Origin of the sequence: Phascolarctobacterium succinatutens CAG:287 (assembly GCF_000434895.1) — a bacterium.
Taxonomy (GTDB): domain Bacteria; phylum Bacillota; class Negativicutes; order Acidaminococcales; family Acidaminococcaceae; genus Phascolarctobacterium_A; species Phascolarctobacterium_A succinatutens_A.
This window is the reverse complement of the sequence record NZ_FR892805.1, coordinates 1-12,390: the sequence shown is the minus strand read 5'-3', so window position 1 is coordinate 12,390 and position 12,390 is coordinate 1. Positions and strand designations below refer to the sequence as shown.

The window sequence follows — 12,390 nt, the reverse complement described above, 5'->3', positions numbered from 1 at the left end:
TTTGCACTTGCAATCTACCAAGTAAATCTTTTATAAGTAATGTTTTATCTACATAATAGTTTTCACGGCAGATCCTTTTGAAATCAGTTGTTCCGAGAGGCATTGGCAATTTTTCTTGCATAGGATTTCTCCTTTCTTTTTTAAGTAGTGGCAGGGATAGCAAAAGCAGATTTATGAGTTTTTCTTTTCTTATATTATAACATTTTTGACGTTCCAAGGGAATTGACAATAACAGTTAGGATAACGTATAAAAAATAGTGTATATTATTTTGCTTGTTTTTTGCTTTTTGAAAGGTTAATGCAGCTCCATTCGTTTTAAAAAGTGACTACACAAAATATTCCAAAGTAATTCCCGGAAAATAAAAACAGAGAATAGTGCTGTCATACACTATCCTCTGCTTTTTATTCCACCAATCAACTGTCACGATTGGACTAATTCTGGTGGAGATGAGGGGAGTCGAACCCCTGTCCGAAAATATTGCCATACAACTTTCTCCGAGCGCAGACGTCATACTTTGTTTCGCGCTGCGATTGCCTGACGACGGGCCTTCACATTACTATCCTAAAGAGTTTCCCTTAAAGCCTATAGGAATCAGCCTTAAGGTATCCCACTATTGACTGTCATTCCTCACCCGCGGGAGGAGGCTTGGAGACAGTTAGCAGATTAAGCTGCTAAAGCGTATTCTTGTTCAGCGTTTATATTTAAACGTGCCCACCGATTATCGTGCAGATGGAACCACGGCTCGCTTATCATACCGCACCTACCCCCGTCGAAACCAGTACATCCCCAAATTGGAATATATCGGTGAAAGAGCCGATACGCTACAATGATATTTTACTATGCTTTAGTCAAAAAGTCAAATAGCATATTATGAATAAATTGTGACGTCTTTTACAATAAATTCAGCAGCTCTTCTTTAGACATCGTAAAGATGCTATTGCGTCCATCAACAGACAAAATGCTTTCAGCCAAATTCTGTTTATCGTTCTGCATCTTTAAGATTTTTTCTTCAATAGAGTTTTTCGCCACCAGCTTATAAACAGAAACAACCTTTTCCTGCCCAATGCGATGCGCTCTATCTGTCGCCTGATTTTGTGCTGCAACGTTCCACCACGGATCATAATGAATCACCACATCTGCTCCGGTCAGATTCAAACCGGTACCGCCAGCCTTGAGCGAAATAAGAAATACAGGTGTAGCATCATTATTAAAGGCACGCACCAGTTCAAGCCTTTTCTCCTTAGGCGTTTCACCGGTAATCGTATAGTAGCCAATGCCTTCTCGCTGCAAATCATCAGCCAAAAGCTCCAGCATAGATTTAAACTGAGAAAAAATCAGTACCTTATGCTCGCCTGCAATCGCACTTTGCACCATCTCCAGGCACAGTTCCCGCTTAGCAGAAGCACCTTCATAATTACTGAACGCCAAACCAGGATCACAGCAAATCTGACGCAAACGCATCAGCTCTGCCAAAATCTGTATTTTGCTCTTAGAAAGCTCTTCTTCACTCTGCGACTGCACCAATTTGAGCGTTTTCACAACCTGCCCATCATACAGAGCCTGCTGCTTGGCATCAAAGCATGCGATACGCACCTCTTCGATTTTTTCCGGCAGTTCGTTTAAAACATCCTTCTTTAAACGTCGCAAAATAAATGGTGCTATTAATTGCTTTAAGCGCTTAGCAGCAGTTTCATCATTGCTTTTAACAATAGGCTGCTCAAGCTCCTTTTTAAAACAACTATATTCATACAAATAGCCCGGCATCAGATAATCAAAAATGCTCCAGAGTTCACTTAATCGATTCTCGATAGGTGTGCCCGTAAGTGCAAAGCGGTGCTTACTTTTAATCAGCTTAACCGATTTTGCTGCAGCCGTAGTATGATTTTTTATAAATTGGGCTTCGTCGATAAATTCATAATTAAAGGTCTTGCCCTCATAAGCAGATATATCACGCTTCAATAAATCATAAGAGGTAATAGCTACGTCATAACCGGTAAGCTGAGCAATTTTTTCTTCCCGCTCTTTTTGTGTCCCAACAATTAAAATAATCTTTAAAGCTGGTGCAAAACGTGTAAATTCTTCCTGCCAATTATAAATAAGCGAAGCAGGACAAACTATCAGCGATGTTCCCTCTTCACCTGCTTCTTTAGCAGCTGCTAAAACAGCTATGCTTTGCAGGGTTTTGCCAAGCCCCATGTCATCTGCCAAAACACCGCCAAAACCATAAGCTGCCAAGGTTCGCAGCCATTTATAACCATATTCCTGATAATTGCGCATTATTTTAGCTAAAGATGGCGGCACTTCAAAATCAGATTCATTGATAACCTTGAATTCCTTAATAAGCCTGCGAAAATTGCTGTCACGCTCTGTATATAAATATGCATTTTGCTCCAGCATTTTATCCAAATAAAATGCCCTGTAAGCAGGCAGCTGCATTTTTCCTTTAACAAAATCCTTGGGGGCAATCCGCATAGCCGTAAACATATCTGCTAATTCTTCAACAGCTTTATTAGTAATATTGACAAAGTCACCATTACGCAGGCGATGATATTTTTTCTTGTTTTTATAACTGCCTATGATAGCCAACAAATCCTCCAGCGAAATTTCACTGATACTCAGCGACAAATCCATTAAGCCGCTGTCAATGCTTACACCCACACTGACACTAACTTTATTGTGGATTTTAATACGCTGAAAAGAATCCGTGCTGTTCACGTCACCTAACTCCATAAGCTGGGCAACACCATTTTCCAGGAACTGCCACATGACGTCTTCATCTTTATCAATAACAAAAGCAAGCTCAGTCATATCAACGTCATTAAAATAATAGTGAAGCAGTTCTACAAGCTGCTTTTCCTCATCTTCGTCTCTGCTGGCAGCAATCATGTTACCAGCTAAAGCATCCAGCAGATTATATTGCTCTTCACCATAGCAGGCTTTGGCCACACAAAAAATTTTGCCTTGCTGATAATCCAAAAAGAAGGAAAATTTTACCTCCGGCTGCAGATATTTTTCAATAACAGCCGCATCATGTTCAATTATCTGTGCACAGCTTCCCAGCTCTGGCAATACCTGATAATAAAACCTGTTCAAATCCTTATGACCTATTTTCAGGCTAACCTTACCATTTTCACTATGTTTAAGCAAAGGCTGTAATTTATTAAAAAGAGCAATATCCATACGGTTCAAATAATATTCATCAGCAAAGTAAGCAAATTTAGAACCCTGATACACCTTAGGCAGTTTGCACTCCACATTGATTCCTTTAAATACACCCTTCTTATTCATATCAGGAGAAAGAATCAGGGTTACATCCAGATTTTTATCACGAAAGCCTAAGATAAGCTTTTTGCTACTGTCGTTAAGCTTACACGTTGCTTCAATTTTTGTACCGCTCGCCAGCTCGTAAAAACTGTCTAACGTCTTGCCAAACAGCAAAATACTGTTTCCTGAAGCAATGCTTTTAACCGGTACGCCATAACTGCGATATTTCATATTTTCGTCATTGCGAAAATTATCTTCTTCCACAACCTCCCTAAGCAGGGTGTAATACTTATCTGCAGCTTCCGTAAATTTCTCTATACTGAAATTAATACTGTCCTTGCTGCCCAAAGCATGTTCTGCGCTAAAGCTATACTCCTTTACTAACAAGGGGATATTTTTGACAACGAACAGCTTGTCCCTGCCTATTTTAAAGGAAAGATTTAACTCATCCTCACTAAGCTCCAACCTAGGTACAAGCTGCACCATGCTTGCATTAGCATGCTTTTGCATAGCAGGAATCAAAGATTTCGGCTTGCTGCTATAAAGCTCCAGCAATTCCCTTCCGGCAGTGCTGGTGTAATCGCCAGGATTATGTTCTTTAATGTAAGCATCAATCAAAAAAAGAAAAGCCATAAGGTAGGCATTAAATTTAAACCTCTTAGCTTCCGGTGACCAATGCGCAAAATAACTATACTGTGCTCGTGGCACGCTGCATTCTATAGCTAAAATATCATCTTCTGAAAAAACAATCTTTAACGGATAACGTCCATTGCTAAAGAAGGCATATCCTTCTATACGGGCTGTTAAGATTTTTTTCGAATCAGGCGAATAGAAATTATTTTCTTCTGTATCACAAGCTGTCAAAACAACATCCTGCTGCTGCACCAGTTTTTTAGCTTTTTCATAAGCTTCTTTAGTGCAACAAACTTTGCTTGTTATTTCTGCCAGATTAAAAATGCATTCATCATAATCACTGGCAGAAAAAGACGGCTTAATGAATGTCTTATTATTTTTATTCAAAAGTTCATTAATGCGCTCATCATCAAAAAAGCCTTCCTGCTCGGCTAAAAATAAGGCAGCAGCCAAATGCTTACATGGTCCTGTAGCATTATATGGACAAGAGCAGTCCATAGCAAGCTTATGGCCTTCAGTTATTTTTACATGCACATGATATAACTCCCTGCCAAATACATAGGCCTCCAAGGACAAGCCATCGATAATTAAATCATCTATATTGCCTTCACGATAATATTCTCTGCCTCTTTGTAGTATTTTCCAAGGAAAATAATTTTGCCACTTCACTGTCGCAACACTCCCATACCCTTCATGCAAAAAGCTCTCTTAAGCACACCAATACACTTCCGGCGCACTCAAGAGAGCTACCTGTTTTACCTGTTTCTGTCCTTCAGCGCGCGCTCCATCTCGCGCTTCGCGTCGCGCTTGGCCATGTCCTGACGCTTATCATACAGCTTCTTGCCGACTGCCAGCGCCAGCTCCATCTTCACCAGACCATGCTTAAAGTACAGCTTAAGCGGTACCAGCGCATAGCCCTTTTCCTTCACCTTGCCGATGAGCTTGTTAATCTCCGCACGGTGCAGCAAAAGGCGGCGGCTGCGCAGCGGGTCATGGTTAAAAATGTTGCCGTGATCGTAGGGACTGATGTGCAGATTATACACAAAGACCTCCGCCTGGCGTGTTACCTGTGCATAGCTGTCCTTCATATTCGCCTTGCCCGCACGCAGGGACTTTACCTCCGTACCGGTCAGTGCAATGCCTGCCTCAAAGGTTTCGTAAATGGTAAAGTCATGGCGTGCCTTACGATTTTCTGCTATAATTTTAATCTTTTGTTCTGCCATAATTATCTGCTTTTCCTATTCTTTTTTCTGCTCTTTTTGCCGGATTTGCTGCCACCCTTGGCGCTGCTCTTCGGCGCAGGCTTACCGTGCTTGGCGCTGCGGCGTCCTGCCTCTTTATTCTTCGCACCCTTGTGCTTTTTCTTCTGCGTTTCCGCACTCAGAGCGATGCTCTGCGTGCTGCGTCCGCTGCTCGGCTTCTGCTTCATCAGCAGCTGCTGGCGGATGTGCTCACGCACGCCTGCGTTCTCCCCTGCCATGATGAAGTCAATGCTCACGTCGCTGATATTTACCTGCAACACCTCAATGCGCACCTTATCGCCCAAGCGATAGGTGTGACCGCTGTGCGTGCCGACAAGGGCATAACGCTCCTCATAATATTCGTAGTAATCATCCATCAGGCTGGAAATATGCACCAAGCCCTCAACACCGTTTTCCAGCTCAACGAACATGCCAAAGGCTGTCACGCCGGAAATAACGCCGTCAAATTCTTCGCCGATATGGTCTGCCATATATTCGCACATTTTGAGGTCAACGGTTGCACGCTCCGCATCCGCTGCCGCACGCTCGCGAATAGAAGAATGGTCGGCAATAACGTCCAGCTTATCGCCCAGCTTTTCGGCATCTGCCTCCTTCAGTGTGGGCTTTGCCATCCAGGCGCGCAGCAGACGATGCACAATCAGGTCGGGATAACGGCGGATTGGCGAGGTAAAATGCGTGTAGTACTTCGCCGCCAAGCCAAAGTGGCCGATGTTATCCGTCTGGTAAACTGCCTGCTTCATGGAGCGCAGCGCTACCGTAGTTACCAATCGTTCTTCCGGACGGCCGGCGATTTCCTTCACGGCCTGCTGAATATCCTTCGGCTCCGTTTCTTCCTTGGGAATAAACTTAATATTGAAGTTTGCCAGCAGCTTAGCGAACTCCTGCATCTTTTCCTCGTTCGGAATATCATGCACGCGGTAGATAAACGGCCAGTGCTGATTAAACATGTGCTGCGCAACGGTTTCGTTAGCCGCCAGCATGAACTCCTCGATAATAGATTCCGCATTACCGTGGATGCGCTGCACAATTTCAATCGGATGCAGCTTTTCGTCCAGAATAACCTTCTGCTCCGGCAAATCAAAGTCTACTGCGCCACGGCGCGCACGCTTGTCATGCAAAATCTGGCGCAGAATATCCATACGCGCAACCATCGGCAAAATGTCCTCATACTTGTCGCACATTTCCTTGTCGCCTGCCAAAATCGCACGCACAATATTATAGCTCAGGCGGTGACGTACATTGATAACCGCCGGGAAAATCTCGTAGCTGAGCACCTTGCCCATTTTGTCGATATGCATCTCGCAAGCCATAGACAAACGGTCCTCACCGGCATTCAGGCTGCAGATACCATTCGACAGACGCTCCGGCAGCATCGGCAGTACGCGGTCTACAAGATAAACGCTTGTACCGCGCGCTCTTGCTTCCTTATCCAGCACGCTGTCCTCGGTAACATAATAGCTGACATCCGCAATATAAACGCCCAGCAGGTATTCGTTGTCGTTAATCTGCTCTACGTAAACTGCATCATCCAAGTCCTTGGCATCCTCGCCGTCGACGGTTACGACAGTACGCTCACGCAGGTCACGGCGGCCTGCCAGCTCGCCCTTTTTAATAGACTTCGGCACCTTGCGCGAAGCCTCCAGCACCTCATCCGGAAAAGTCAGCGGCAGATCATTCTGCTTGATTATCGACAGAATTTCCAGGCCTACATCACCGATATTACCTAAAACTTCTGTAACCTTGCCCTCGGCCTTGCGGTGCTCCTGCGGCCATTCGGTAATTTCTACTACGACCTTCTGACCATCCTTCGCACCGTTAAAGTGCTTGCGCATAATATATACATCCTGACCGATGCGCTTGTCGTCAGGCGTTACAAAGGCGAAATCACCGGTCTGGTGGAAAACGCCTACTACCTTATTATTAGCATGCGTGATGATACGCAGGATTTCGCCCTCAGGCTTTTTGCCCTGCGCCGCATTATTCACACGCGCCAGCACGCGGTCATTGTTCATCGCACCATGCAGAGCGCGCGGCGGAATGAACACGTCCGGTCTGTCGCCCTTGTTATCTGGAATAACAAAGCCAAAGCCCTTGCTCGTCAGCTGAAAGCGTCCTGCAACCAGGCCCATTTTCTCCGGCAGGCCATATGTTTCAAAGCGTGTCTTGATAATTTCGCCGTTCTGCTCCAGCGCCAGCAGCTCGTCCCAAAACTTGTTGGGATTAACATCATGCCCCAGCGCATCCACCAGCTCCTCCGAGGTCATCGGTGCATAGCTTTCTTCACGCATAAAATTTAATATTTTTTCACGTATATCCTTCGTCTGCATAATTTTACCTCTATTCTTCTTCACCCTCGCCTGCGGCGAGCTTGCGCGACGGTTGCGGCGTTTCATCCACAATCATCATTTTCGACAGACATTCTGCTAAAAGCGTGCCATCCTTCTTGCAGATTGTCCCCTGCATTTCCACCATGCGTCCCTTACGCTTGAGCTCACGCCCGGTGCAGACAACCTCCTCGCCAATCGCCAGTGGCTGGCGGTAGCGGATTTCAATTTTTGCCGTATAGGAAGGCTTCCCCTCCTTGGCAAAAAGATAATTACCTGTCACCTCGTCCAGCAGCACTGCTACCAAACCGCCATGCATACGTCCTGGATAGCTTTGATGCTCGCGACGCGGCGTAAAGTACGCTGTGCATTTGTCGTCGTCAATTTCGAAACGCATATGTAACCCGCTGGGATTATCCTTGCCACAGGCAAAGCACCAGCTGTATTCGTTATTATTTAATATTGACTTATCCATATTTCTTCGTTTACCCTTCAATATCCTTTTATTCCGCAAAAAAATCGGCTATTTTCTTAAAAACTGCCTCATGCTCGCGGTCCAGTGTCAGAATGTGCCCACTGTGCTCAAACCAGACTAATCTTCTGCTGCTGGCAGCAGCTAATTTGTTATAGATATATTCGGCACTGCGCGGCTGCACGGTATGCTCTGTTTTCGACTGCAAAACAAGGCAGGGGATTTTGATTTCCGCCAACAACTTGTTCTTGCATTCATTAAGCAGCTTAAAAAGACTCACCAGCGGCTTCGTCGGCATTTTGGCATAGGAGATGCAATACTTCTGCAGCTCCTGATAATTCTTCTTGTGTTTAGGCAAGTAGTGGATGAAAAAGCGCAAGAACGTCAACAGCGGCGCGCGCTTATCCTGCACAAAAATCGGTGCCGAAATAAAGGCAGCCTTCTGCACCGGCAGCTTTGCTGCCAGCTTGATAGCCAGCAGTCCGCCCATGGAAAGACCTGCCACATAAACGCTGTCAAAACGCGCCAGCAGGTCTTTGCATGCAGCTTCGGCTGCACCATACCAATCCGTCGCGGTGGTTGCCTCCAGATCTTTGATGCTCGTGCCGTGGCCGGGAAGGCGCACACAGCTCACAGTATAGCCAAGCGCATGCAGATAATCACCCAGCGGACGCATTTCCGACGGCGCGCCGGTGTAACCATGCAAGAGCAAAACTGCCTTATTATTCTTTCCTTCCAGCAGAAATGATTCTGCACCTTCAATTATCTGCACAAGCTTCACCTCAAGTTACTCTATACTAGTTTATATTATATCATAAAAAAAGCATACTGATTACAGCATGCTTTGATTTTGCAAGAACTTCATACATTGCGATACAGAAAAGTACTGATTTTTGCCAACTACATACATTGCAATGCATGTAGTTCGTGTTTTTGCGATGTTTTATACATTGCAATGTAGCAAAAAGAGGACAGTGCGCACCGTCCTCTCTCTTTTACCTATCTTAAAAACCTGAGGCATTATCGAACCCACCCTCTTGAGAGAATTGCATGATTAAATGTGCCGTTGATTCAATAATTTCCTGATACTTATCTATTTCTTCTTGTGAAAAACCAAATATATCTTCCCACTTATAATCCGGTAAATAACACGTAGCATGATGAAAGCAATCCTTAGCATCGGGCTTTTCAATGTAAACTTTTACAGTTCCATCACTGCGCATCTCGGAATGTACAATTTCTGTATTATCGTCTAAGGTTAAAAACGGATACATCAAAGTAATCCCCTCCCTATAACATTCATCCAAAGCCACAATACGCATAATATCACTCCCTATAACATCTTTAATTTTCACCGATTATCTCGGTTTTTCGTAGTTTTTCATATTTTTCAAATCAGCTCTGTGGACTTTACATCATGTCTAGCACTTGTGAAAAGTAATCCCCTCCTTTTAGTTTAAGTGTACACAAAAGTGTATCAAAAAGCAAGAGAGCTATTCTTTTATCACTGTAAAAAGGTACTATTACCAGCAAAAACAATTATCTCCGGCTTTTTATTTGACTCTTTCGCTGTAGCGTCCATGATTATATCTCCCACATACCTGAGTTTTGCTACCATCACTACCAATTACACAAATACTCTGCGTTTCCCTATCATATGTAAAAATAGGCACATCCATAGCACGCTTCTTTTCTAAAGCAATTTTTACAGCACAATTAGCACGTTTTACAACCTGCTCGTCAGAAATGTATTTTTGTTGACTCATAAGACGCCAACCTTTCTAAACACACTATCCTACTTACATAGTACTGTATTTCAGCAAAAAAATCAAAAACTATCTTGTATACGCAAAAAGAGGACGGTGCACACAGTCCTCTTACTTTAATAAAATTATTCATGCTTTCGCTGTAACTTATTCGCCTTAGGCTTTTCAAGAAAATACTATCAGGTATAGATCAATACAGCTCATTAAACATTTTCCTTAATTTGCAGTAATAATTTTTCTAGGTGAATGACATCGGGAAAAATAAGACCTATTCCTTTTCTATGCATAGCTAATATCCGTTTAGCTTTTTTAATAATTTCCTTCTCAACAGAAAATTTTACTTTTACAGCTTCCCCAGCCTTATTACAATATTCATTTTTAATATATTGCTGCGATATAGGACACATATTTTGCAACAAGAAGACCTTTTTATAACCTAAAACTTCCGCAAAGACTAACGTATCACATCGTTTATACTTGGCTACTTTCTTATCGTAAATAGCTTCATATTTTTCAACTTGTGACGATATAGGGATAAGCCAAAAGAGTCCTGTTTTTTTGTCTTCAAACGCATAAAAACAGGGTCTGTCATGAGCCTGTCCTTGAGAAATTTCTTTATTAGACATCAGTTTTTCATCTTGAAAATCACGGAAATACTCATCTCGTACGTAATAAAAATGACCAGTTAGCATCTTACACCTCGAAAAAAAGACTTCACTCAATACGAATGAAGTCTTTAACATTTGAACTTGACTATATTTTAGTTGCATGTCAAGCAGCAACAAACATTTGAACTTGACTATATTTTAGTTGCATGTCAAGCAGCAACAAACAGGACTATGCCTTTATTTATAGTATAAAGGTAAGTCTTTAATCTGTCAAGAAACATTTCTCCCTCAAGCCACTGCAAAAAGAGGACGGTGCGCACCGTCCTCATATATTTTTACAACCCAAGCTGCGCTCTAAGTGCGCTTTGCAGTAACTGAGAAAAATTAATCTTTTTCTTTTCTGCCAATTCGTTCAGATACCAGGGAATCGAGAGTGTTTTCTTAACGGAACGGTTATCCATTTTGGCACGTATGCCAAACATATTCACATCAATAAAGCAGATGGTTTCATTGGCTGCAATATGCATATCTCTATATTCAGGAACCGGAATCACCTCATCATCCTGCTCCATTCCCCAAAGATGCAATTCCAAGGCACCCTTAGCCTGATTAACAGCTTGCGGAATATCCTCACCCGAGGCAACACAGCCCGGTAAATCGGGAAAATATATATTGTAGTTTTTTTCATTTTTTTCTATAATGGCGGGGAAAATATAATTGTCCGGGTAGTTTTTGTACATAGAAATTCCTCCTTGTAATTTACTTTAATCCGGCTTGCTTCAAAATACTTGCCTCTGTTTTCAGGCTTATGTCATCGCTTATTTTATGCGCAGCAATAGTTACGCGACCAGGTTTGGTAGGATGCTTGTACTGCCTGTGACTTCCAACCTGAGCCACCAACACCCAACCATCCTTTTCAATGAGCTTGATAATGTCTTTAAACTTGCGTGGCATGTCATCACTCCTTGGCTTTATTATATCATACGTACTGAATACGTACAAGCCTTAGATACGCAAAAAGAGGACGGTGCGCACCGTCCTCTTTTCATTTATGCATATGCGATTTTTTGCTTTTCAGCGGATTGACGTAAAGTCAGATTAGAAGCTGAATACTACTTGGCTCCACAGAGTTTGAGCGTCCGGAGTGCCTTTTGCTTCTTTGGATTCCAAATCATAGTAGGTTACGCCTGCTACGATGTTTTTAGCCAGTGCATAGTTAGCACCTACGCTGTAGCCTTTGAAGCCTTCATCGAAGTAGATACCATCCATGGTGTGAGCAACAACGGTGCCTGCACCTTGATCATAGTAGGAAGCGTTCAGGCCCCAAGAACCAGCTTTAGCAGCTTTAGCACCTTTGTATGCCAAACCAACTACATAACCGTCTTTGTCAACATCTTTATAATCAACTCTATCAACGGTTACAGCATCAACATCGCTTCTCAGGTAAGTACCGGTCAGCTTCAGGTCTTTAGCCAGGTCGAAGCCCAGGCCTACAGTCCAGATAGCATCGTCATCAGCAGCTTTCAGCAGGTTGTCAAATTTGTAGTAGCCAGCGAATGCGTCAACAGCACCCAGTTTAGCGCCCAGTTCTGCATAAGCAACGTCTTTGTTTTCACCTGCAATTACATCAACACCGGTTGCTTTGCCGTAGCCAGCAGTCAGTTTAACGTCTTTGCCGTAGGAAACTTGTACGCCGTCCATACGGTTATCATGGATGTTACCGCCAGTAATATCGGTTTTGTTGTAACGGCCAGCTTGAACAGCCAGACCACCAACACGGCCATTTACATAAGCACGTTGGAAAGCAACATTTTCTTCACCAGCATTACCTTTGTCATTAGAGAAGAATTGTTGGTTACGGAACATAGCGCTGTAGGTCCAGTCATCATTGATGTCACCTTTTACCCACAGGTCGGAACGCAGACGGGAAGCATGGTTTGTATTTTGAGCAGGATCTTGTCCATCTTTAGCCACTTTGTCTCCATCATAGGAAGCATAGGAAGCTTTAATGGTACCGGTGATTTTAACATTGTCAGCTTTTTTCTCCAGGTTAGCAACGC

General features: G+C 43.4%; 11 protein-coding genes and 1 other RNA gene. All 12 read right to left on the bottom strand.

Annotated features, from left to right (window positions below; all coding sequences use genetic code 11):
- Positions 1–439 precede the first annotated feature (439 nt).
- Positions 440–789: a transfer-messenger RNA gene (gene ssrA / locus BN587_RS11955) on the bottom strand.
- Between the two features lie 103 nt (positions 790–892).
- The gene (locus tag BN587_RS07680) at positions 893–4,567 is read right to left on the bottom strand and encodes an SNF2-related protein (RefSeq protein ID WP_021720548.1); all 3,675 of its coding nucleotides are present in this window, start codon (positions 4,565–4,567) and stop codon (positions 893–895) included.
- Positions 4,568–4,653: 86 nt separating this feature from the next.
- Positions 4,654–5,121, bottom strand: coding sequence for an SsrA-binding protein SmpB (smpB, locus tag BN587_RS07675; RefSeq protein ID WP_009146155.1), 468 nt, complete (start codon positions 5,119–5,121; stop codon positions 4,654–4,656).
- Positions 5,122–5,123: 2 nt separating this feature from the next.
- A complete protein-coding gene (rnr, locus tag BN587_RS07670; RefSeq protein WP_021720547.1) occupies positions 5,124–7,487 on the bottom strand; it encodes a ribonuclease R in 2,364 nt (787 codons plus the stop codon).
- 10 nt (positions 7,488–7,497) lie between these two features.
- On the bottom strand, positions 7,498–7,959 hold the full coding sequence (locus tag BN587_RS07665; protein WP_021720546.1) for a PaaI family thioesterase: 462 nt from the start codon (positions 7,957–7,959) through the stop codon (positions 7,498–7,500).
- Between the two features lie 28 nt (positions 7,960–7,987).
- A complete protein-coding gene (locus BN587_RS07660) occupies positions 7,988–8,728 on the bottom strand; it encodes an alpha/beta hydrolase (RefSeq protein ID WP_021720545.1) in 741 nt (246 codons plus the stop codon).
- 232 nt (positions 8,729–8,960) lie between these two features.
- Positions 8,961–9,233 (bottom strand): hypothetical protein, encoded by a 273-nt coding sequence (locus BN587_RS07655; protein ID WP_044484564.1) that lies wholly within the window; start codon positions 9,231–9,233, stop codon positions 8,961–8,963.
- A gap of 276 nt (positions 9,234–9,509) precedes the next feature.
- Positions 9,510–9,722 (bottom strand): hypothetical protein, encoded by a 213-nt coding sequence (locus tag BN587_RS07650; protein WP_021720543.1) that lies wholly within the window; start codon positions 9,720–9,722, stop codon positions 9,510–9,512.
- Between the two features lie 203 nt (positions 9,723–9,925).
- The gene (gene cptIN / locus BN587_RS07645; RefSeq protein ID WP_021720542.1) at positions 9,926–10,414 is read right to left on the bottom strand and encodes a type III toxin-antitoxin system CptIN family toxin; all 489 of its coding nucleotides are present in this window, start codon (positions 10,412–10,414) and stop codon (positions 9,926–9,928) included.
- Between the two features lie 251 nt (positions 10,415–10,665).
- On the bottom strand, positions 10,666–11,070 hold the full coding sequence (locus tag BN587_RS07640; RefSeq protein WP_021720541.1) for a type II toxin-antitoxin system HicB family antitoxin: 405 nt from the start codon (positions 11,068–11,070) through the stop codon (positions 10,666–10,668).
- A gap of 19 nt (positions 11,071–11,089) precedes the next feature.
- Positions 11,090–11,284, bottom strand: a complete 195-nt coding sequence (locus BN587_RS07635) for a type II toxin-antitoxin system HicA family toxin (RefSeq protein ID WP_021720540.1) — start codon at positions 11,282–11,284, stop codon at positions 11,090–11,092.
- A gap of 144 nt (positions 11,285–11,428) precedes the next feature.
- The coding region (locus tag BN587_RS07630) for a porin (protein WP_044484561.1) at positions 11,429–12,390 on the bottom strand (962 nt) is incomplete at its 5' end.

What these genes read in the sequence shown, in the direction of transcription:
- smpB (WP_009146155.1), bottom strand. Translation starts at nt 5,121, where the DNA reads ATGGCAGAACAAAAGATTAAAATTATAGCAGAAAATCGTAAGGCACGC.
- rnr (WP_021720547.1), bottom strand. Translation starts at nt 7,487, where the DNA reads ATGCAGACGAAGGATATACGTGAAAAAATATTAAATTTTATGCGTGAA.
- BN587_RS07665 (WP_021720546.1), bottom strand. Translation starts at nt 7,959, where the DNA reads ATGGATAAGTCAATATTAAATAATAACGAATACAGCTGGTGCTTTGCC.
- BN587_RS07650 (WP_021720543.1), bottom strand. Translation starts at nt 9,722, where the DNA reads ATGAGTCAACAAAAATACATTTCTGACGAGCAGGTTGTAAAACGTGCT.
- cptIN (WP_021720542.1), bottom strand. Translation starts at nt 10,414, where the DNA reads ATGCTAACTGGTCATTTTTATTACGTACGAGATGAGTATTTCCGTGAT.
- BN587_RS07640 (WP_021720541.1), bottom strand. Translation starts at nt 11,070, where the DNA reads ATGTACAAAAACTACCCGGACAATTATATTTTCCCCGCCATTATAGAA.
- BN587_RS07635 (WP_021720540.1), bottom strand. Translation starts at nt 11,284, where the DNA reads ATGCCACGCAAGTTTAAAGACATTATCAAGCTCATTGAAAAGGATGGT.